This is a genomic window from Streptomyces sp. NPDC033136, from assembly GCF_055578235.1.
The window spans coordinates 44,758-66,263 of the sequence record NZ_JBVIPD010000025.1 but is presented as its reverse complement, the minus strand read 5'-3'; the positions used below and the strand labels follow the sequence as shown (position 1 = coordinate 66,263).

Genomic DNA, 21,506 nt, shown 5'->3' with positions numbered 1-21,506 from the left:
CTCACCAACCGCTGGGGCCGGCACCTCCGGAACGGGGGGCCGGGCAAGACGGTGTGGGCGGAGTACGTGTTCACGACTCCCATGTGAGGTCGTGGCCGTGGTGGAAGAATGTGACGGGATGACCACCACCGACTACAGCCCGTTCGCCCACCTCGCCGCCCCCAACGCCCCCCTCTACCGCCAGGTGATGCGCGCCTTCCTCACCGCCAAGGAGCGGTTCGCGGTGCATCTGCGGCCGGAGGACGTGCACGCCGCCCTGGACGCGGGGAGCCGGCCCGCCGACGTAGAAGCGGTGACCCAGGCCCTGGACAAGCTCGTGCAGTGGGGCAATCTGCGGGCCGATCCCGACCACGCGCGGGTGACGGCGGTCGAGGACTTCTACCGCAGGCGGTTCATCTACCAGCTCACCCGGGCCGGTGAGGCGGCCGAGGCGGCGCTGGGGACGTACGACGAGGTGCTGGGGCGGCGCGGTGAACTCCAGGCCGTCGCGCTGCACGACATCGTCACGCAGCTGCGGTCCCTGCTGGTGATCGCGTCGGAGGACGAGCCCGACCCGGCCAAGGCGTACATCGCCCTGTCCGTGCTGACGGCGCGGTTCACCGATCTCGCGGACAACGCCCGTGCCTTCATGGGGTCGCTCCAGCGGACCATCGACCTGCACGACATCGAGGTCGAGGCGTTCCTCGCGTACAAGGACCGGCTGATCCAGTACCTGGAGCGGTTCATCCAGGACCTCATCACCCTCGGCGGGCGGATCGCCCTGCTGATCGGGGAGCTGGAGGAGCGGGACCGGGTCGGGCCGCTGCTGCGGCTCGCCGCCGCCCGCGAGGCCGCGGACGCCGCTCCCGAGGACGCCGAGCACGCGGAGGCCGCGGCGTACGAGAAGTGGGCCGGGCGGTGGTCCGGGCTCGCCCAGTGGTTCGTGTCGGGGGAGGGGCGGGAGTCGCAGGCCAGGCTGCTGCGCGGGCGGGCGCTGGGGTCCATACCGCAACTGCTCGCCGTGGTGAGGCAGTTGAACGAGCGGCGGGCCGGACGGTCCGACCGGTCGGCCGACTTCCGTACGCTGGCGCGCTGGTTCGCCCAGGCGCCGGACGACGCGGCGCGGCACCGGCTGTGGCGGGTGGCGTTCGGGCTGCACTCCTCCCGGCACCTCACCGTCGACGCCGACACCCTCGCCGAGCGGGCGGCCTCACCGGAGCCGGCCTCGACCCCGTGGGGTGCGGCACGACCGCTGCTGATCAGCCCCCAGCTGCGCCGTACGGGCAGTTACGAGCGGCGGGGCAAGCCGCGCAAGGTGGCCGACCGGGGCGAGGCGAAGCGCAGGCTCGCCGAGATCGCCGCCCGGCAGGCGGGGGAGGCCCGGCAGGCGCGGGAGCGTCTCGTGACGGGCGGGCCGGTGCGGCTGTCCCGGCTGGGCGAACTCGATCCGTCCGCCTTCCAGTTGTTCCTGCGCCTGCTCGGCGACGCGCTCGCCACCTGGCGGCCGGGCATGACGAGCACCGTGGCCACCAGTTCGGACGGCTCGATGGAGATCCGGCTGACCGCGCTCGACGACGGTTCGACCGCCGAAGTGCACACTCCCGACGGGGTGTTCAGCGGCCCCGACCATCTGATCGACATCGTCGACCTCACGGCGGGGCAGGACGGCGGGGGTGGCGGGGCAGGCCCTCCCGGCAGGCGCGCTCCCGGCCCGGTCGAGCCGGGTCCGTCGAGCGTCATGTCCGCGCCTGGAGGTGCACCCATGCCCGTGCCCATGCCCGTCCCCACGTCCGTGCTCATGACCACGCCCGCACCAGTGTCCGTCCCGCGGCAGGGCGGCAGCCCCCTCCCGCAGTCCCAGATCGCCCCGCCCCTCCGGGAGGACCGATGAGCGGCGGCCCCCTCGCCGAGGTCCTCGACGGCCAGCGCCAGGCCGACCTCCAGCGGGCCGCGCGAGCGCTGCTGAAGGAGCCGCTGCTCACCGCCGACGGGCCGTACTCCGACGAGTTCCGGCTGGTGCGCCGGCACGCCGCCGAGCTGCGGGAGTGGTTCGAGCGCAACGCCGGCTGGTCGCTGCGCACGGACGCCGACGCCGCACGGCTGCGCAAGACGCCGGGCACCCTCACCGACCCCACCCACCCGGCCCGCGAGGCCGCCCGGACCGCCCTGCCCTTCACCCGCCGCCGCTACGTCCTGCTCTGCCTGACGCTGGCCGCGCTGGAGCGGGGCGAGTCCCAGGTGGCCCTCGGACGCCTCGCCGAACAGGTCGTCCTGGCCGCCGCCGACCCCGAACTCGTCGCCGCCGGGATCACGTTCACCCTGGAGCGGCGCGACGAGCGCCTCGACCTCGCGGCCGTCGTCCGCCTGCTGCTGCGGCTCGGTGTGCTGCGGCGGGTGGCCGGAGACGAGGAGGCGTACGTCAGCGGGTCGGGGGACGTGCTGTACGACGTACGGCGGCGCGTGCTGGCCGGAATGCCGGCGTCCCTGCGCGGCCCCTCCATGGTCGAGGCCGAGGACTTCGAGGGACGCCTGACGGAGATGACGGCGCAGACCGCCCTCGACAGCGACGAGCTCCGGTTCCGCGCCATCCGCTGGACGCTGACCCGCCGCCTCCTCGACGACCCGGTGCTCTACTACGACGACCTCACCGACGACGAACTGGCCTACCTCACCCGGCAGCGCGGCTTCATCACCGCGCGGATCAACGAACTGACCGGGCTGGTCGCGGAGGTCCGCGCCGAGGGCATCGCCATGGTCGATCCGCTGGACGACCTGACGGACGTACGCATGCCCGAACAGGGCACGCACGGGCACATCACCCTGCTGCTGGCCGGGCACCTGGCGCGGGCCACCGGGCCCGTCCAGCCGGAGGAGCTGGCGGCACGCGTACGCGAACTGGCCCGGGAACACGGCGGCTTCTGGGCCAAGTCGGCGAGGGAGCCGGGGGCGGAGCCCGAACTCGTGGAGCAGGCGCTGACGAAACTGGTGGCACTGGGACTCGCCGAGCGCACCGCACGGGGCGTCGTGCCCCGACCGGCTCTCGCCCGGTACGCGGTCGGCGAGCCCGTCGTCAGGGAACCAGCACCGGGCCGCCGTACCGCCGCGCCCCAGGACACGACCGTGAAGGACGACAAGTGAACCGCGCCGTGACCGCCCTCCCCAGCCCCGCGCCCGGCCGGTGGCGGCCTCTGCGCATCGGGCTCGTCGACCTGTTCCACTACGACGTCGAGGAGTTCTGGTTCCGCGACGGCCGCCTGCTGCTGCGCGGCAACAACGGCACCGGCAAGTCGAAGGTGCTCGCCCTCACCCTGCCGTTCCTCCTGGACGGCGACCTCTCCGCGCGCCGCGTCGAACCCGACGGCGACCCGGGCAAGCGGATGGAGTGGAACCTGCTCCTGGGCGGCGAGCACCCGCACCCGGAACGGCTCGGCTACACCTGGATCGAGTTCGGACGGCTCGACGACACCACGGGTGAGCAGCATTTCCGTACGCTGCTGTGCGGGCTGAAGGCGGTCGCCGGACGCGGCATCGCCCGCCACTGGTTCGCCGTGACGGACCAGCGGATCGGCGCCGGCCTCGACCTGCTGGACGCGACCGGCACGGCCCTGTCCCGGGACCGCCTCGCGGAGGCCATCGGCGGTCACGGCATGGTCTACGACACGGCGAAGACGTACCGCAGAGCGGTCGACGAAGCCCTCTTCGGGCTCGGCGAGCAGCGCTACGGCGCCCTCGTCGACCTCCTGATCCAGCTGCGCCAGCCGCAGCTGTCCAAGCGCCCCAACGAAGCCGCGCTGTCCCGGGCGCTGACCGAGGCGCTGCCGCCGATGGACCAGGCGGTCGTCGCCGATGCGGCGGAGGCGTTCAGGTCGCTGGACGAGGAGAAGGAGGAACTGCGGGCGGCCCGCGAGGCCGAGCAGGCCTCCTCGGCGTTCCTCGACCACTACCGGCGCTACGCCCGCCTCGCCTCCCGGCGCCGCGCCCGCCTGCCCCGCCGCGAACACGCCCGCTACGAGAACCTCCAGCGGGAACTCCTCAAAGCCCAGGCGGACCGGGACCAGGCCGTAACGGACCGCGAGGAGGCCCGGGCGAGGGGCGCCGCGCTCGACGAGCGGGCCGCACGGCTGGCCGCCCAGGACGCCGCACTGCGGTCCGGGCCCGAGATGCGCGACGCACGGGCGCTCGACCGGGCGGCGGACGACGCCTCCCGCACGGCCGCGGAACGGGCCCGGGCCGAGGCCGACCGGCGGACGGCGGCCGAAGCGCACACCCGGGCCCTGGGCCGGCTCGCCACCGCGGGCAACCGGCTCACGGCGGCCGAGGAGGCCCTGGACGACATCCGGGAGCGGGTGACGGAGAGCGCCGCGGCGGCCCGGCTCGACCTCCCCAGGACGGACGGAGCCCCCGACGCGGTCCTGCGCCGGGAGGCGGAGGAGGCGACCGCAGGCAGGCGGCGCGCCGTCGAGCACGTGGCGGAACTCGCCACGCGCGCCGATCAGGCCGAGGAGCAGCGCAGGGCCGCCCGGCTGCGCGCCGACGAGGCCGACGAGGAGGCCGTGCACAGCGGGGAGCGGCTGGCCGTGGCGGAGGAGAACGCCGTCGGGGCGGGCCGGGCGCTCGTCACGGCCGTCCGGGAGCACCTCTCCGGGTGCGTGGAGCTGCGGCCGGCCGGGCTGCCGGGGGTCCTGGACGCGGTGCAGGAGTGGGTGAGCGGGCTGGACGGCCCGCTGCCGGCCCGCACGGCGGCGGCCGAGGCACACCGCACCGCCGCCTCCGGCCTGGCCGACCGGGCGGCCCGGCTGGCCCACGACGAGGCGGCGAGGGCGGAACGGCAGCGGCTGGCGGCCGAGGAGCTGACCGCCCTCGAAACGGGTGGGGAGCGCGGCCCGTCGGCTCCCTACACGCGCACGCCCGAGGTCCGGGACCGGGGCCTCGGTGCCCCGCTGTGGCGGCTCGTCGACTTCCGCCCGGACGTCACCGAGGCCGACCGCGCGGGACTGGAAGCCGCGCTGGAGGCGTCGGGACTCCTCGACGCCTGGGTGCGGCCGGACGGCTCCGCGGTCGCGCCGGACGGCCATGACGTGCTGCTCGAACCGACCGGGCCGGCCGGCGGAACCGGCCTCGACCACGCGCTGTGCCCGTCGGTCGACCCCACGGACGTGGGGGCCGCCGCTGTGGGGGAGCGGACGGTCGCACGCCTGCTCGCCTCGATCGGGCTGTCCGGGAGGAACGGAGACCGGCCCGGGGGAACCTCCGGGGCACCCATCGAGGCCGGCGGCCATGACACCTGGGTCTGCGCGGACGGGCGCTTCAGGGTCGGCGCGCTCACCGGAAGCTGGGCCAAGGACAGCGCCCAGTACGTGGGAGAAGGCGCCCGGGGACAGGCGCGCCGCACCCGGATCGGCGAACTGCGCACCGAGATCGACGCCTTGACGGCGGAGCGGGAACGGCTGGCCGAGAAGTCCCGCAGCGTGGCCTTGCGCCGCGCCGTGCTCGACGCCGAACTCGCCGCGCTACCGGGCGACGACGACCTGCGTGATGCCCACGCGCGCGTCACCGCCGCCTCCGACGCGGCCCACCGGGCCCGTGCCCGGCAGGACGAGCGGGCCACTGAACTGGCCCTGGCGGCCGAGCGGGCCGATCGCGCGGCGGCCGAACTCGCCGAGACCGCGGCCGACCTGAACCTTCCCGCCGACCGGAAGGCACTGGCCACGGTGCGCCAGGCGCTCGCCGACCACACCGCCCTGCTCGCGGCGCTCTGGCCCGCGCTGCGCGAACGCGCGGACGCCGAACGCGCGGTGACCGGCGAGCAGGCCGAGACCCAACGGGCCGAACTCCTCGTGTCCGAACTCGCGGAGCGCGCGACGGAGGCCGTCCGGGTCGCCGCGGCGGCGGACGAACACCTCACGACACTGCGCTCCACCGTCGGAGCGGCCGTCGCCGAACTCCAGCGACGGCTGGAGGAGACGGCCGAGGCCGCCCGCGCCTGCGAGAGCGAGAAGCGGCAGGCCCAGGAGGACTTCGGCGACGCCGACCGGCGTGCCAGCCGCGCCGAGGGGCGCATCGAGCGGCTCGCCGAGGACGTCACCGAGGCGACCGCCGCGCGTGAGGAAGCCGTCGCGGCTCTCCAGCGGTTCGCCTCGACGGGGCTGCTCACCGTCGCCCTGCCCGACCTCGCCGTACCGGACGACGACGCGGGGACCTGGGCGGCGACCCCCGCCGTCGCCCTCGCCCGCGCCGTCGAGTCCCAACTCTCCTCGGTCGACGACTCGGACGCGGCCTGGGAGCGCGTGCAGAAACGGCTGAGCGAGGAGTTCGGCAGACTCCAGGACGCGCTGTCGCGGCACGGCCACTCCGCCACCGCCCGTCCCAGTGAGGACGGCATGCGGGTCGACATCGTCTACCAGGGCCGGGAACGGGCCGTACCCGAACTCGCCGAGGCACTCGCCGTCGAGGTCACCGAACTGACCCGCATCCTGTCCGCACACGAGCGGGAGATCCTTCAGACCCACCTCATCACCGAAGTCGCCGGAACGCTCCAGGAGCTGATCGGGGCCGCCGAACGGCAGGTGAGCGCCATGAACAGGGAACTGGAGGAGCGCCCGACCTCCACGGGGATGAAGCTGCGGCTGGTGTGGAAGGCCTCCCGCCGGGCCCCGCAGGGACTGGCCCAGGCCCGTGAACGGCTGCGCCAGTCCGCCGACGCGTGGTCGCCCGAGGACCGGGCCGCGGTCGGCGCGTTCCTCCAGGAGCAGATCGCCCGTCGGCAGGCCGACGACAGCACGGGCAGCTGGCTGGAGGACCTCACCGCCGCCCTCGACTACCGGGCCTGGCACGAGTTCGGCGTCGAACGCCACCAGCACGGCAAGTGGGTGCCGGCCACCGGACCCGCCTCGGGCGGTGAACGGGTCCTGGCGGCGTCCGTGCCCCTGTTCGCCGCCGCGTCCTCCCACTACGCGAGCGCGGGCGGCGCCCACGCCCCGCGCCTGGTCACCCTGGACGAGGCGTTCGCCGGCGTCGACGACGACTCACGCGCCAAGTGCCTCGGTCTGCTGCGCGCCTTCGACCTCGACGTCGTCATGACCAGCGAACGCGAATGGGCCTGCTACCCCCAGGTCCCGGGCATCGCCATCGCCCAGCTGTCGCGCGTCGACGACATCGACGCCGTACTGGTGACGCGGTGGGAGTGGGACGGCAGCGACCGGCACCGCGGCACGGAGCCCGGTGCGCGGGCCGGCGCAACGAAGGGGCCTGCCCCTGCCGACGGCCCTGGCGAGGCGTCCGACGGGCAGGTGAGCCCCGTCGGCGATCCGGGACGGATCATCTTCATCGACGGCCCCGGTGACCAGGAGTCCTTGTGGACGTGAATCCCGCGGCGACCCCGTCCGTCCCCGAGGAGACCTACGTCGACGCCGCAGGGGACGCGGCGCTCACCACGCGGCCACCTGCCGGAGACGAGACCGACGTTGACGCCCGAGCGGACGAGGCCCGGACCGCGTGGCCACCGGCCGAAGAGCAGGCCGACCTCGACGCCGAGCGTCTCGGCCGTCTGCTCGGTGATCCCGGCCTCGCGTGGCTCGTGGACCGGGTCCGGCAGCGGATGGCACGCGGCCGGCCTCTCACCGGCTCCGTCACCCTGTCCGACCCCGACGCGTCCCAACGCCGCGCCGTCGACCGCCTGCTCGGACGGGCGCCACGAGCCGGCGGCTCCCTGAGCGTTCGCCTCGACACGGTGGACGCGATCCTGCGCCGCTCCGGCGTCAGCCGCGACGGACTGGCCGCCGCCGTGGTGGCCCTCACCGGCCCCGTCACACTCCACGCGGAGACACGGAACAGGGAGGAACGAGCCTGGGAGAAGGCGTACGCCCCGCTCGCCACTCTCGACGCGGAGCTGGCCGACTGGGCCGAGCGGATCCGCGGGGACGGCCTCGTACGGCGCCTCGCCCGCACACCGGAAGCGGCCGGTCCCTTGGTGGAGGCCGCCGTGCGCGCGCTGCGGGCGCTGCCCGTGTCGCCACCGACATCGCGAGCGACGTTCGGCGCCCAGCACCTCTCGGGCGCCCATGCCCTGGACGAGGGGACACCGCTCGCCGCTCTGGTCCTGTCCGGAATCCGTTCCCTCACCGGCTTTCCGGACGGCTCCGGTGCCCAGTGGCGGCGGGAGGCGTGGGCTTCGGCGGGTCTGCTCAAGGACGACCTGTCATCGACCGTCCTCACCCTCAACCTGCGCGGCACTCCCTCCCTCGATGGGATGGCGGACGCGGGGGAGCCCGTGGTCCTGACGCTCCGCTCTCTCACCCGTCGCACACAGGCCGCCGCCGTCCCGGCCACGGGAGTCGTCCACGTCTGCGAGAACCCGGCCGTGCTGTCCGCCGCCGCCGACACCTTCGGCCGGAAGTGTCCTCCGCTGGTGTGTCTCCAGGGGCAGCCGTCGGCAGCCGCCCTCACCCTGCTGCGCGACCTGTCCGCGCAGGGGGCCGGCCTTCTCCACCACGGCGACTTCGACTGGGGCGGGGTACGCATCGCCACCGCGCTGAGGCGCAGTGTTCCCTGGCAGCCATGGCGCTACACGGCCGCCCACTACCGGGCAGCGGTGACCAGGGTGGCCGAAGCCCCGGACCTGACGGGCCCGCCCGCCGCGACTCCATGGGATCCGGACCTGGCCGTCGCGCTCACCGAGTGCGGCATCCGGATCGAGGAGGAAGCGGTGCTGGACGACCTGCTGGCGGACCTGGGACCCGGGACCCGTTGAGGTGCGCCCGAACCGCGCGGCGGGGGCGGGCAACCGAGGCCCTGACCGGATCCGGACCACGGACCTCCAGGCCAGGCCCGTCCGGCGAGCGCCGATCGGCGTTCACCGGACGGTGGTCGAGGCGACGGCTACCCGCCCCCAGGCCCGCTCAGCGGTCGGAGTAGCTGAAGTCGCCCACCGTCCAGGCGCTGACGTCCTCGATCGCCACGCGGTACATTCCGCCCGTCTCCGGGATGCCCACGGTGCCCTGCAGAATCCGGGCGACATGGAAGTGGAGATGCGTGGGCGGTCCGCTCTTCGTCGAGGTGTCGAAGACGGCGGAGAACGCGCCCAGGCGGTCCGAGTCCGTGAGCACGTCCGACACCCGCCGCCTCCACACTGCTTCGGGAGCCAGTCGGCCGGTGATGACCGTACCGCCGGTGACCACGGTCAGGGACATCTGATTGCTCTGCCCGGATTCCACCAGGGCGGCGACTTCAACCAGCAGTTCGTCAGGCTTCGACATGAGGCAGATTGTATTCACCGGCCGACGGGCCGCTTGAGCGGTGGCGCTTCCGGGCGGCCCGCGGGTCGCTCCGAGCCCTGGACCTGGGCCCCGCCGACGCCGTGGGAACCATCTTCGCGGGTTCGGTGTGATCGTTCCTGTGGTGACGCGGTGTGTAGGCGTGTAGCGTCTGCGTCAGCTGTCGTGGTTCGGAGTTCCCTTTGCCCACGCTTTTGGCGTGGGCGTTTTGCTGTGCTGTGCCGCTCGAACCAGGGCGATCACCTCCGCCTCCCACATGGTGTGGGAGGCGTTCATCGACTGGAAGGCATGACTATGGCTACGGGAACTGTGAAGTGGTTCAACGCGGAGAAGGGTTTCGGCTTCATCGCCCAGGACGGGGGCGGCCCGGACGTCTTCGCGCACTACTCCGCGATCAACTCCTCGGGCTTCCGTGAGCTCCAGGAGGGGCAGGTCGTGACGTTCGACGTCACCCAGGGCCAGAAGGGCCCGCAGGCGGAGAACATCAACCCGGCCTGACCTTTCCGGGGTGCACCCGTTCAGGGCCGCGCGGCGATGGCTGCGCGGCCCTGTCCTGATGTGCGGCCTCCTGCGCGGTCGGTCGGGCGAGCAGCGGCCCGAAGGCCCCGCCACCCATCCGCTGCCCCGGCCTCCGTCACGACCCGGGCAGACGCAGCACGAGAAGCGCCACGTCGTCGGTGCTGCGCGGCATGCGGGCGAGTAGCTCGTCGCACAGGGTGTCCAGTGACTCGTCGGCGAGTGCGAGGGCGTGGCGGCGCAGGCGGCCGAGACCGGTGTCGAGGTCGCTTCCGGGGATCTCGATCAGGCCGTCGGTGTAGAGCAGGAGCGTGGAGCCGGGCGGCAGGGGCTGTGTGGCGTTCGGCCTGCTGACGCCGGTGCCCAGGCGGGCGCCCAGGAGGAGTCCCTGCCCGGCTTCGAGGTACTGCGCGTGTCCGCCGGGGGTCAGCAGGAGGGGCGGAGGGTGCCCGGCGCTGGTCCACCGCAGGGTCCACGGGCCCGTGTCCGGGTGGCCCTCGACGCGGGCGAGGACGAGGGTGGCCAGGGGGACGGTGGTGATGGCGGGCATGGCGTCGTCGAGGCGGTCGACGACGGTGCCCGGCGGCCCGGTGTGGTCCCAGGCCATCGAGCGCAGGATGCCGTGCAGTTGGGCCATCCCGGCCGCCGCGGTCAGGTCGTGGCCCACGACATCGCCGATGACCAGCGAGAGCGTGCCGTCCTTCGACTCGAACGCGTCGTACCAGTCGCCGCCGACCTGGGATCCGGCCGGGGCCGGCTGGTAACGGGCGGCCAGCCGCAGGCGCCCGGGCTGGGGCAGCGGGGCGAGCAGGTTGCGCTGCATCGCCTCGGCCACGGCGCGCTGGCGGCCGAACCGCCGGGCGTTGTCGATGACCAGGCCGACCCGGCGGCCGATGTCACTCACCACCTCCAGGTCGGCGCTGTCGAAGGGGTGAGCCGACGCGGTGCGTGCCAGCGTCAGGGCCCCGGTGACCTGCCGCCTCGAGCCCAGCGGCACCGTGATGGCGGACGTCGCTCCCACCGTCCGCAGGAAGTCGTCGTGCACGGCGGCCAGGGGAGAGCCGGACGGTGCGGCCGTCTCCGCCTCCTCCAGCCGTAGGGGATCCGGCCGTACGGAATCCGGCCGTACGGGATCGAGCAGTACGGGATCACCGCTGTTCAGCACATGGACGAGAGGTGAGTGGTCCCCCTCCCCGGGCTCGGGAAGGCGCTCGCGCCTGCCCTCCAGCGTGGCGTCCCGCCCTGCCGGACCGGTCACCGCCACCCGGTGGACCTGCCCGGAACCGGTCCGGAGATCCACCGCCGCCCAGTCGGCCAGGCGGGGCACCAGCAGGCGGCCCAGCCGGGCGAGAGCCTCGTCGGTCTCCAGGGTCTGGCCCAGGACGTCGGTGATCTCCGCGACCAGTGTCAGCCGCTCGGTGAGGTCCTCCAGAGCACTCGTGTAGGCCGCCCGTTCCCGACGCGCGCCGTGGTCGCCCGTGACGTCCGTGAACAGGACCGCCATGCCCTCGAACGAGCCCTCGTGCGTCAGGGGAGAAGCGGACCAGGAGATCGTGACCAGGCGACCGTCACCGCGCAGGTAGCGGTCGCCCTCCATGTACGTGACCGCCCTGTCGGCCAGCGCCTGGAGCAGCGGGCACCGCTCCCGGAGCAGCACGCCGCCGGCCGCGTCCCGGTGCAGCAGCTCGTGCGCGTCCTTCCCGAGCATCGCGCCGGAGGCCCGGCCCAGCAGCCGCTCTGCGGCCGGGTTGACGGCGCGGATCCGTCCGGCCGGATCCACCACCATCACGCCTGTGCTCAGCTGCGCGACCACCCACGGCCACCATCCTGCTCGCTCCCCGGCCACGACCCACCCTTCACTCACCGGACCCGGCACCGCACCCGGCACCGGACCGCCACCACGCCGCCCTGTGAACGACGCCGAGGCCTCGCGGGTGGCTGCCCCCGGTCGCACACCCGTCACCGTCAACGGACGGACACCGCCTGACGTACGCCGGGACAGCCGCACCCGAGAAGAAGCTCCCGTCGACCACGAGAAGGCGGCCACCGGCGTGCGAGCCGGCGTCCGGCCCCCTGTCCCCGGCCGGCACGTCATGCCGTAGTGCCGGGAGATCGCCTCCTCCCGTCCTGCCTCCCGGCCGGCAGGACGTCGTCCGTACCGATCGGCGGGGCCTTTCGCACCCGTCCCGTCGATCCACTCGCCATCGTATGGCCGGAACACCCCTCCGGCCGGGAGTGCTCACGGGTGGTTCGGCGACGGCCCCCGCCTCCCCGGGCGCGGGAGAACAGGGCCAGGCACCCGTCCGGGGCCGGTCCGCGGGAACGTGAAGTCCGTGCCGAACGAAGTCGGTTGTCACCAGTCCGGAGTACGGTGGAGGGCACGCGCACCCGCGTGTGCCGGAATCCACCGGCCCGGACCGTCGCCTCGTCTCCGGCGCGTCCGCCAGCGCACACGTTCCCTCCTCAGCACGTCACCTGTCCGTACTGGTTCAGCCCGTGACCCCGGCCGCGCCATCCGCCTCCAGGCCGAGGAGTCACGCATGCCGCCCCTCCCGGGCACGTCCACGACGGTCCCACCGTCGGGCCCCGCCCCACCGCGCCAGTACTACGACGGGACGCACCCCTCCCCGCCCGACGGCCCTGCGCCCGCACGCGCGAGCGGTGACCGGCGGTACGCGGCGGTGACGGGGGTGAGCCTCGTGCCGCCACTCGCGGTGATCGCCCTCGCCCGGCGGCTCGCCCTCCCGGCCGGGCGCACGACCTGCGCCGGCCGGCCGCGGAGCGGGTCGCGGCCCGTCGCGTCCGGCACCGACCGCAACCCGACCCTCATGACAGCCGGCAGGAGGCCCTCATGACCACCGCACTTCAGTCCCCGCTCTCCTCCCACCCCGTCCTCCGGATGCGTCTCGCGCCCCGCAGCGGCATGCCCCGGCCCATCGACGGGGCGTGGTGGCCCCGCTCGTACGACCTGCTCGCGGAACTCCCCTCGCTGCTCGCCGGATTGCCGCGGGCGTGGGGACAGATCACCAGCGTCACCGTCAACGGGGCGACCTGGTCCGTGGCGCCCGGCCGGATGCTCGTCTTCAACCAGGTGGTACGGCTGCACAGGGCCCTCGCGGCGTCCGCCCCGCACACCGTCGTCCTGCTCGCCCCCGGCCAGGGACGCTGGGACCTGCAGGTCGTGCCGCCGGACACGGCCGAGGAGGCCGCGGAACCGCTCATGGCGGCCGCCGCGGGCGATCACGTGTGACGGTACCCGCCGGGTGCCTCACGGCGGCGGCCGGTGTGTGCCCGTGCCGCGCGCCGCGCCGCGAACCGGCGGGCCAGGCGTGCCGCCGCGACGGCCTTCTCGTGTACCCCATGGCTCCCGTGGGTGACGGCGGGGCTGCCGGGCCCTCGCCGGCCGGAGAGTACCGTGAAACGGGGAGGCCACCAGGTTTCCTCACCCCGGCAGGCAGGCGAGCGCGATGTCCGACTCCGACTCCCCGCGTGTGACCAGCCCCCTGCCGTACGCCCTCCACCAGGGCGTACGGCCCGGGACGGCTGTCGTACGGCTGGAGACCACACACGACCGGCAGGGCGTGCTCGACGGGGCGTGGTGGCCGCGCTCCCGGGACGTAGCCGCCGAACTTCCCAGCCTGGTCGCCGCACTGACCGAGTACCTCGGGCCGATCGCCCGCGTCGGCCTGGACGCGGGCGCCTGGGAAGAACTGCCGACGCGGATGACCATCGACGGCCGGATCGTCCACATCGACTCCTCCCTGGTCGGCGACGACACCGTCCTCATCACCCGCAGCGGGCAGGACCTCTTCTCCCTCCTCGTGGTCCCGCCGCACGCGACGCCCGAGGCCGCGCGCGCCGCCATGGCCGAGGCCGTCCGCGCCGGCAGCGCGACGCAGGCCGGGCAGATCCTCATCGACACCGGCACCGAGCGAGTGAACCCGAGTGCCCCGGACGTACCGGACGCCTCGGGCGCATAGCCGCGGGACGTCCGCGGTGTCGATATCGCCGGGGGAACCAGCGGGCGATGGTCGCGAGGGAGTTGGTGCTCGGGGGGACGGCAGTTCCGGGCAGGGGCGGGAGGGACCGTTCCTCTCTTGGCCGTACGGTCCGCTGGGCCGGTGGGAGGAGTACGCTGGAATCACCGAGGATATTTCGCGCACAGGCTTCCAGGCTCGTGTCGTTTTCGGCGAACGAATATGCCGGGCCGGTCGTGACCGGCCCGGGGCAGGGTTCGCGTCATGACAGCGACCATCTCCCACCCGCCGACAGCCGAAGCCGATGACCGTCTCTCCTCGTCCCCTCCGCGTCTGTCGCTCGCTCCCACCGGGCCCGCACCGCCTCTGCTGGACGGCGCCTGGTGGCCCCGCTCCCGCGATCTCGGGGCCGAACTCCCCGCCCTGGCCGCCGTACTGGACCCGCTGTGGGGCCGGATCACCCGGGTCACGGTGAGTCCCGCCCAATGGCCGGTCATCCCGCGCAAGGTGCCCGTCGCCGGGCACGTGGTGCACGTGGGCTGGTTCCTGGCCGAACAGGACCCGCACGAGCTGCTGTTGCTCTCGTACGGCGTGGGCCGCTGGAACCTGCTGGTGGTCCCGCCGCGGACGGCTCCCGAGTCGGCCGCCTGGCTGATGGCCGCCGCGAGTGACCCGCACGGCACGTCGACCGGGAGTCGGTTGATGGAGGAGGCGGCCCGCCTGCGCACGCTGGGCGAGGCCGACCGGGCCGTGGAAGCGGTCTGGGTTTCCGAAGGGGGACACGAAACCCGCGACCCGGCCGGACGTCCACGGACCCCGGCCATGAACGCCGCGGTGCCGCAACAGCCGATGGGAAGGTGAGGACCGTGGAGATCTTCGTGTCCGTCGCGGTGATCCTCGGGATGATCGCGCTCGGCGTGCTCCTCATCCGCCTGCTGAACTCACAGCACGGCGACCGCATGGCCCCCTTCCACTACGGCCGCTCAGGGATGCCCCTCGTGGGAGAGGTTCGGCCGACTCCGCGCAAGGCCCGCGGCCGGGCGAAGCGAGCGGCACCGGCCAAGGAGTCCGCCGCGACCGTCGCGAGCCCGGCGGACGCGGACAGGTCCACCCGCGCCGCCCCCGCGGGCGGGCCGGATGAGCCCACCGCTCCTGCAGGCTCGCCCGACGCGCCACCGAACAGGCCGAGCTGACACCGAACAGGCCGGCCTGACCCCGAGCAGGCCGAACCCACGGAGGCAAACCGATGGGGGCCGAACCCACGGAAGCCAAACCGACGGGGACCGAACCGACCGAACCGACAGCACGGCCCGCAGTGCGCCCGGGCCCCCGGCCGCAGCACCACAGGTGAGAGGCCGGGGCCTCCCACGTTCCGTACCCCCGGGCCAGGGCAGCCCGGGGGCACGGGGCGGCACACAGCCACCATCACCGCAGGACACGATGCCCGCCGGGCGCGGACCTTCCGTCCGAGGTGCGACGCATCCCGGACGGCCACGGCGCTCGCCGGCGCAGGCAGGTGGAGCGGCCGTTCACCCGTCACCCCGCACCCTTCGACCGTCGGTGCCGCAGGGCCGGACCCGGTCCGCCCCGCGGCACCTCCGACGGGCATTCGGAACCGAGGAGCCATGGCCCTTCCCGCGCTGTACGTCCACCGGCACGACCACACCACCCGCGCACTGATCACACTCGCGGGCGAGATCGATCTGGCCACCGCACCGCTCGTGCGGGTGACGCTGGCCGTGTGCCTGGACGACGGCATCCGCACCACCGATGTCGATCTCACGGCGGTCACCTTCTGCGACGCCACCGGGCTCAACGCCTTCCTCACGGCATCCCTGCTCGCCACCGACGCCGGAGCGGCCCTCCGACTGCACTACCCGCCCCCGGCCCTGGCCCGCGTCATCGAGATGACCGGCTCCTCGTTCCTGCTCCACGAGCCCCACGCCGTCCGGCCGCCCTCGCACGGGGTTCCCGCTGCCTCGGGCGGTGCGCCGTGACGGCCCCGCTCCGCCGGGAGCCGCCCCAGGGTGCTGGAAGCACACCGACGCCCGCCCACGCCGTACGCCTGCGCCGCCTGAACCGCTGGCAGGCCGAGACCCTGCAGGAGGACCTGGCCGATCTGTACGTGGAGTCCTCCCGGGCGCAGGAAGGCCGGCAGTACCGGGCCCGGGAGGCGTTCCTGCGACGGCTCACCGGTGCCGTCCGGCGAGCCGGGTTCGCCCTGCTGATCGGGGAGGACACGGCGTTCGCCGGGTGCGCCTACGGATTCCCCGTACCGCGCGAGGGCACATGGTGGAGGGGCTTCGAAGGAGCCCTTCCACGGAGCGTCGAACAACTCACCGCCTCCGGACACGTCTTCGCGATCACCGAGATCCTGGTGCACCCCCATACGGACGACCAGGGGCTCGCCCGCAGGCTCCAGGAGCGCCTGCTGGCCGACCACCACGCCTCGCTCGGAGCGACCCTGGTCGACCAGGCCGACCTTCGGGCCTACGACGCCTACCTGTCGTGGGGCTGGCAGGACATCGGGGCGATCCGCCGGCGGCCGGATTCCACGGCCCTCCAACCGCCGCCCGCCGCGCTGCTGCGGGCCCTGGTCCTTCCCCTCGCCTCACGGGTGACAGCCCGCACGGACGGCCTCGCCCACGAGAACCGCACCCAACGGCCGGGCTGACCACCGGCCGGTCCGGGTCCTGCGCGTCTCGCACCCGGGGTCAGGACCCGCATCAGTCCCGCTTCACGACCCGCGAACTCCGAGTGAAAACCCCGTCGTCCGCGGTGGCCGACTGCCCGTAGGGTGCGGCGATGGACTGGCACGCCTGGCACGACAACTACGACACCGCCGACTCCTGGATGGCGCGGCGGCTGCGGACCGTGCGGGAGCGGATCCGTCTCGCCCTCGACGACGCCCCCGCCGGACCGCTCACGGTGATCAGCCTGTGTGCCGGAGACGGCAGGGACCTCCTCCAGGTCCTCGCCGGGCATCCGCGCCGGGGTGACGTGCGGGCAAGACTCGTCGAACTGGACCCCCGCAACGCCCGCACGGCCTCGGAGACGGCGCGCCGGGCCGGCCTGGACCAGGTCGAGGTGGTGACGGGCGACGCCTCGCTCACCGACCGGTACCTGGACCTGGCACCGGTCGATCTCGTCCTGGTCTGCGGGGTGTTCGGCAACCTCACCGACCCCGACATCGAGCGCACCATCGGCGCCTGCGCCGGACTGTGCGCGTCCGGCGGCACCGTCATCTGGACCCGGCACCGCACCGCGCCCGACAGGGTGCCGCTGATCTGCCGGTGGTTCGAGGAGCAGGGCTTCGCACCGCTGTGGCTGTCCGAACCGGCCGCCGGCCACGGGGTCGGAGTGCATCGCTTCACCGGCACACCCCGGTCGCCGCGCCCCGGCACCCGCATGTTCGACTTCGTCGGCTACGACGTCCTGCGGGCCAGGGACCGGACCGCGGCACCCGGACCCCAGGCCTGACCCGGCGTCCCGGCTCACACCTCGCCCATATCGGCGGCGAGCTCCTCCCTCCAGTGCAGCGAGCTCCTCCCTCCAGCGCGGCGAACCCCTTCCTCCAGTGCCGCGAACTCTCCCGCCAGTGCGCGGCGAGCTCCCCCGGTCAGTGCGGGGAGGCCCGCTGCCGGAGGACCGCACAGTGTCGCATTCCGGCCGATTTGCGGACGTGGCGTTCGCGAGGTGAGGGAGGGGGTGAGCGGCGGGAAGAATGAAAATGGCCTGGCGGGCGCACGCTCCGGAACCGTCACGCTCCCCAGAGGTCTCCGATGCGATCGGACCGTCTTCAGACCGGCACCCCACGGGCCGGAACGGAGGGCTGACTCATGGCCACCCCACTCACCGCCGCCCGGCTCGTCGCCGCGTTGCGGGCCGAGGGCTGCGCCGTTCGCGAGGTCGGCGGATGGCGCACCAACAACCGCAACCACAAGGGCCCTTGGGGACCCGTGCACGGCGTGGTGATCCACCACACCGTCACCGGCCCTGGTACGGACGTCGTCGGGCTGATCTTCCGCGGCCACAGCGCCCTGCCCGGCCCGCTCGCCACCGGCTGCATCACCAAGGACGGTGTCGTCCACCTCACCGGCAACGGCCGGGCCAACCACGCCGGTGGCGGCGACGGCGACGTGCTCAACGCCGTCATCGGCGAGTCGTACGGCAGGTACCCGCCCTCGACCCACGAGCACGACGGCTCCGGCGGCGCGGTCGACGGCAACGCCCGGTTCTACGGCTGGGAGTGCGAGAACAAGGGCGACGGCAGGGACCCGTGGCCGCCCGCCCAGTACCTCGCGATGGTCAAGGCCACCGCCGCGATCTGCCGCGCGCACGGCTGGGGCCCCAAGAGCGCGATCGGTCACCTGGAATGGAGCGACTGGAAGGTCGACCCGCGCGGGTTCGACATGGCCGACTTCCGCCGTGACGTCGCCGACGCCCTGGCCCTCCCGGCGGGCCTGTGGGAAGGAGAGGACCCCATGCCCCAGTACGTCAACCTCGGTGCCACCCGGCCGTACCAACTCGCGCCCGGCGTTTGGGACTCGGTGGAGTTCACCACGGAGTGGACCGACGAGACCGGCGACCACGCCACCGGCGGCAGCGTCTTCGCCCGTGGCCCGGCCCGTTTCAGCGGGACCGTCAGCGTCCAGATCGACGGTCTCCCGGCGGGTGCGGTCGTCCAGGCGCGCATGTCGGAGTACGAGGGCGACCAGCACCGCATGGACCATCCGATCCACGAGATCGTGGGGACGGGCGGGGGCACCTTCGCCGTCCTGCCCGTGACGAAGCGGATCCCGTCAAGGCGCAGGATGCGGGTGCGGCTGCTGAACCAGGCCGCCGTCCCGGTCACCGTCGGGAGTGTCGTGCTGACCGTGCTGGTGTGGAAGGAGCCGTGAGTCGGACAGGGCCCGGCCCGGCGGGTCCCGACCGAGCCGCGGCATCCCTTCACCATCGCCCACCGGGAGACGATCACCCGCCTCGGTCCGTACACCCGGACATGAGCCGGCGCGAGCTGCACATGCCGCGAGTTGAACAAGGGCGGTGCCATGTGATTAGGGTGCGGTCGATGTTCTGCGCAGCCGCCCCGCCCTTAGGGGTCCTTAACCCGTGCCGGAAGAGGTACCGCCGCCCCGAGCCGCTTGGGGAGGGACCGTGAGTGACGCGGTGACGACGGCCCGCCCGGTGGCCGTGACCGCCCGGGCGCCTCAGCGCGGGGAGCAGGGCACGCCGGCCCGGCAGCGGGACGCGTTCTTCGACAACGCCAAGTACCTGGCGATCGTGCTGGTGGCCGTGGGCCACGCCTGGGAGCCGCTGCGGCCGGACAGCAGGGCCGTCACCGCTCTCTACCTGCTCGTCTACGCCTTCCACATGCCGGCGTTCATCATCATCTCGGGCTACTTCTCCCGCACCTTCGACGGCAGCCCGGACCGGCTCAAACGCCTGGTCACCGGGGTCGTCGTTCCCTACGTGGTGTTCGAGACGGCGTACACGTACTTCACCCGCTGGAGCAGCCAGGATCCCGACCGCCCGGTCAGCCTGCTGGACCCCCTGTATCTGACCTGGTTCCTCGCGGCACTGTTCGTCTGGCGACTGACGACACCTCTCTGGCGTCGCGTGCGATGGCCGCTGCCCGTCGCCCTCGTCCTCGCGATGCTGGCGACGCTCTCGCCGTCCCTCGGCCCCGACCTCGACCTGCAGCGCACCCTGCAGTTCCTGCCGTACTTCGTGCTCGGCCTGCTGCTGCGGCCGGAGCACTTCCGGCTGGTGAGACGGCGCGAGGCGCGGCTCCTCGCCGTACCGGTGGCCCTCGGTGCCCTGGGCGTGGCGTACTGGGCGGTTCCCCGGATGAACTACGCCTGGTTCTTCCACGCCGACAGCGCCCGGGAACTGGCCGCGCCCGTCTGGTACGGGCCCCTGATGACCCTGGCCACCTTCGGCTGCTCGGTGGTCCTGGTGGCCTGCTTCCTCGCCTGGGTGCCCGGGCGCCGCACGTGGTTCACGGTGCTGGGCGCGGGGACGCTGTGCGGCTATCTGCTGCACGGTTTCGTCGCGCAGGCCGCGAAGTACTGGGGCTGGTACGAGCCGGCCTGGGTCCACGGGCCCGCCGGCGTGCTCGCCGCCTCCCTGGTCGCGGTCGTGGTCGTCACCGCGCTGTGCACACCGGCCGTACGGCGAGTCTTCCGCTGTGTGACGGAGCCCCGGATGGCGTGGGCCTTCCGCCCGGCGGACGAGGCGCCGGTCCCGGGCGAGGCCCGCCGGGCTGCGCGCTGAGGGCCGGGCCCGCACGCTGGAGGAACAGCCCACGTCTCCGCGAGGGAGCACCGGCATGGCGAAGCGGCGCAGCGACGGCGGGAAGCCCGAGAAGGGCGACAAGGTCACCTGGAGCAGTCACGGCAGCCGCACCGAGGGCGAGGTGGAACGGGAGATCACCGAGCGGACCCGGGCATCGGGCCGCACGGTCGACGCCTCACCGGACGACCCGCAGTACGAGGTGCGCAGCGACAAGTCCGGCAGGACCGCGGTGCACAAGCCGTCCGCGCTCAAGAAGAAGAAGTGAGGCGGCGTGGACGACGCGGAGCGCGAGGAGACCTGGAGCGCCTTCCGTGAGCTGGTGAACATGACACCGGCCGAACTGGAGAAGTGGCTGGCCTCCGACGGGCCACGACCCGCTCAGCGAGTGACGGTCACCACGCGGTCCCCCGCACACGGTACGGCGGCAGGTCCGACGGCTCCCGGCGTCAGTGTTCGCGGGAGCACGGCTCCCGGGGTCAGCGTTCGCGGGGCTCCGGCCGGTCCCCGCCGTGCCCGCTCAGCGCCAGGCTCATCTGCTGCTGGGTCTCTTCGGCCACCACACGGGCCTCCTCGACGACATCACCACGCTCGCGTATGAGGCTCTCGTAGATCGGCAGTTCTTCGGTCCGGGTCGAATCGGGTTTCACAGGGGTGTTCCTCACGCTTCACAGCCGGAATCTGGGGGGTCCGAGTAAGTCTGCGTCATGCCCCCTCGCGGTGTTACCCACCCCCGTCGTGTTCAGAATTCCGTCACGTGCTTCGCGAATTCCCCATCTTTGCGACCGGGAGCTGTTCTTCGCGTATGCGAAAAGGCCCCGGGATACGCTTCCCGGGGCCCTTCACGCGGACATCGTCAGAGCGCGGTCGTGTGCACGCTCGCGTGCCCGCCCGCCGAGGCGCCCTCCGGCGAGAGGGTCGCCTGCAGGGCGGCGCAGGCCTCGCCGGTCAGGGGCCCGACCAGGTCGGCCGAGAGGCCGCCCACGAGGCTCGCCGAGCCGCCGACGCCCGCGTTGCCGCCGGAGACCTGCTCCAGGTCGGCGTCGGACAGCTCGGCGATGTCGACCCGAGGGGTGAGGTTCATAGGGGTGTTTCCCTTCGCGTGAATGTCTCGCCATGGCGGTGGGCGCGGGACGGTCGCCGGATTCCGGGGAACCGGAATTCCGTCCGTCCCGGCGTTTCCGCCGTGCGCAGGATCAAAGCACTCCCCGGGAGGCGACGGCCAGCCGACCGCCGGCCGCGCGAGGCACCGTCCGGTCATCGCCTTCACCACTGTGACCACGGGGCCACCGGATACGCCCACTCCTTCACACAGCCCGTCGGCCGGCCGCGCGCGGGAGTGTTGCGCGCGCATACCCGAAGCGGGCACTTCGGCGCCAAGTTCCCATGCCCGGGTACGGATGCGGGGGGGGGGAAGGAGGCCCTCCGCCCCCCAGCACAAGAGGGGTAGAGGGGTGGGAGGGGCGGG

General features: G+C 73.5%; 20 protein-coding genes. 16 read left to right on the top strand and 4 right to left on the bottom strand.

Translation table 11 applies throughout. The annotated features are described in order from the left end of the window. Positions 1-118: 118 nt before the first annotated feature. Genes ACZ5TL_RS33025 through ACZ5TL_RS33010 form a run of 4 tightly spaced genes read left to right on the top strand, consistent with a single transcriptional unit; the run spans position 119 to position 8,728 of the window. A complete protein-coding gene (locus ACZ5TL_RS33025) occupies positions 119-1,870 on the top strand; it encodes a TIGR02677 family protein (RefSeq protein ID WP_468594474.1) in 1,752 nt (583 codons plus the stop codon). Next, positions 1,867-3,117 carry a TIGR02678 family protein gene (locus tag ACZ5TL_RS33020; protein WP_468594473.1) on the top strand — a complete coding sequence of 417 codons (1,251 nt, stop codon included), beginning with the start codon at positions 1,867-1,869 and terminating at the stop codon, positions 3,115-3,117. Before ACZ5TL_RS33025 ends, ACZ5TL_RS33020 begins: the two co-directional genes overlap by 4 nt. Further along, on the top strand, positions 3,114-7,343 hold the full coding sequence (locus ACZ5TL_RS33015) for a TIGR02680 family protein (RefSeq protein ID WP_468594472.1): 4,230 nt from the start codon (positions 3,114-3,116) through the stop codon (positions 7,341-7,343). Before ACZ5TL_RS33020 ends, ACZ5TL_RS33015 begins: the two co-directional genes overlap by 4 nt. Beyond that, positions 7,334-8,728 carry a TIGR02679 family protein gene (locus ACZ5TL_RS33010; protein ID WP_468594471.1) on the top strand — a complete coding sequence of 465 codons (1,395 nt, stop codon included), beginning with the start codon at positions 7,334-7,336 and terminating at the stop codon, positions 8,726-8,728. The genes ACZ5TL_RS33015 and ACZ5TL_RS33010 overlap by 10 nt, the downstream gene beginning before the upstream one ends. A 148-nt stretch (positions 8,729-8,876) precedes the next feature. Here the strand turns inward: ACZ5TL_RS33010 and ACZ5TL_RS33005 are convergent, their stop codons facing one another. Continuing rightward, positions 8,877-9,233, bottom strand: a complete 357-nt coding sequence (locus ACZ5TL_RS33005) for a hypothetical protein (protein ID WP_468594469.1) — start codon at positions 9,231-9,233, stop codon at positions 8,877-8,879. A gap of 312 nt (positions 9,234-9,545) precedes the next feature. Here ACZ5TL_RS33005 and ACZ5TL_RS33000 point away from each other — a divergent pair, with 312 nt between their 5' ends. After that, complete coding sequence (locus ACZ5TL_RS33000; protein WP_008735947.1) at positions 9,546-9,749, top strand: cold-shock protein; 204 nt, start codon at positions 9,546-9,548, stop codon at positions 9,747-9,749. Between the two features lie 136 nt (positions 9,750-9,885). Here the strand turns inward: ACZ5TL_RS33000 and ACZ5TL_RS32995 are convergent, their stop codons facing one another. Continuing rightward, positions 9,886-11,580 (bottom strand): PP2C family protein-serine/threonine phosphatase, encoded by a 1,695-nt coding sequence (locus tag ACZ5TL_RS32995; RefSeq protein WP_468594468.1) that lies wholly within the window; start codon positions 11,578-11,580, stop codon positions 9,886-9,888. Positions 11,581-12,307: 727 nt separating this feature from the next. Here ACZ5TL_RS32995 and ACZ5TL_RS32990 point away from each other — a divergent pair. The 11 genes from ACZ5TL_RS32990 (at position 12,308) to ACZ5TL_RS32940 (ending at position 20,306) form a co-directional block, all read left to right on the top strand. Beyond that, on the top strand, positions 12,308-12,622 hold the full coding sequence (locus ACZ5TL_RS32990) for a hypothetical protein (RefSeq protein ID WP_468594466.1): 315 nt from the start codon (positions 12,308-12,310) through the stop codon (positions 12,620-12,622). Then, entirely contained in the window at positions 12,619-13,017 is a 399-nt protein-coding gene (locus tag ACZ5TL_RS32985; protein ID WP_468594464.1) for a DUF5994 family protein, read from the top strand. The genes ACZ5TL_RS32990 and ACZ5TL_RS32985 overlap by 4 nt, the downstream gene beginning before the upstream one ends. Before the next feature lie 217 nt (positions 13,018-13,234). After that, a complete protein-coding gene (locus tag ACZ5TL_RS32980) occupies positions 13,235-13,747 on the top strand; it encodes a DUF5994 family protein (RefSeq protein ID WP_468594462.1) in 513 nt (170 codons plus the stop codon). A 261-nt stretch (positions 13,748-14,008) separates the two neighbouring features. After that, positions 14,009-14,605 carry a DUF5994 family protein gene (locus tag ACZ5TL_RS32975; protein ID WP_468594460.1) on the top strand — a complete coding sequence of 199 codons (597 nt, stop codon included), beginning with the start codon at positions 14,009-14,011 and terminating at the stop codon, positions 14,603-14,605. Between the two features lie 5 nt (positions 14,606-14,610). Further along, a complete protein-coding gene (locus tag ACZ5TL_RS32970; RefSeq protein ID WP_468594458.1) occupies positions 14,611-14,937 on the top strand; it encodes a hypothetical protein in 327 nt (108 codons plus the stop codon). Between the two features lie 432 nt (positions 14,938-15,369). Next, positions 15,370-15,741, top strand: a complete 372-nt coding sequence (locus ACZ5TL_RS32965) for an STAS domain-containing protein (RefSeq protein ID WP_468594457.1) — start codon at positions 15,370-15,372, stop codon at positions 15,739-15,741. After that, positions 15,738-16,418, top strand: a complete 681-nt coding sequence (locus ACZ5TL_RS32960) for a hypothetical protein (RefSeq protein ID WP_468594456.1) — start codon at positions 15,738-15,740, stop codon at positions 16,416-16,418. Before ACZ5TL_RS32965 ends, ACZ5TL_RS32960 begins: the two co-directional genes overlap by 4 nt. A gap of 131 nt (positions 16,419-16,549) precedes the next feature. Further along, a complete protein-coding gene (locus tag ACZ5TL_RS32955) occupies positions 16,550-17,224 on the top strand; it encodes a class I SAM-dependent methyltransferase (protein ID WP_468594454.1) in 675 nt (224 codons plus the stop codon). 359 nt (positions 17,225-17,583) lie between these two features. Next, positions 17,584-18,645, top strand: a complete 1,062-nt coding sequence (locus ACZ5TL_RS32950) for a peptidoglycan recognition protein family protein (RefSeq protein WP_468594452.1) — start codon at positions 17,584-17,586, stop codon at positions 18,643-18,645. A 256-nt stretch (positions 18,646-18,901) separates the two neighbouring features. Continuing rightward, positions 18,902-20,020, top strand: a complete 1,119-nt coding sequence (locus ACZ5TL_RS32945; RefSeq protein ID WP_468594450.1) for an acyltransferase family protein — start codon at positions 18,902-18,904, stop codon at positions 20,018-20,020. A gap of 55 nt (positions 20,021-20,075) precedes the next feature. After that, positions 20,076-20,306: a hypervirulence associated TUDOR domain-containing protein gene (locus tag ACZ5TL_RS32940; RefSeq protein ID WP_468594449.1), complete on the top strand. Its 231-nt coding sequence runs from the start codon at positions 20,076-20,078 to the stop codon at positions 20,304-20,306. Between the two features lie 211 nt (positions 20,307-20,517). Here the strand turns inward: ACZ5TL_RS32940 and ACZ5TL_RS32935 are convergent, their stop codons facing one another. Further along, positions 20,518-20,688 carry a hypothetical protein gene (locus ACZ5TL_RS32935; protein ID WP_468594447.1) on the bottom strand — a complete coding sequence of 57 codons (171 nt, stop codon included), beginning with the start codon at positions 20,686-20,688 and terminating at the stop codon, positions 20,518-20,520. 206 nt (positions 20,689-20,894) lie between these two features. Next, positions 20,895-21,122 carry a hypothetical protein gene (locus tag ACZ5TL_RS32930; RefSeq protein ID WP_468594445.1) on the bottom strand — a complete coding sequence of 76 codons (228 nt, stop codon included), beginning with the start codon at positions 21,120-21,122 and terminating at the stop codon, positions 20,895-20,897. Positions 21,123-21,506 lie beyond the last annotated feature (384 nt).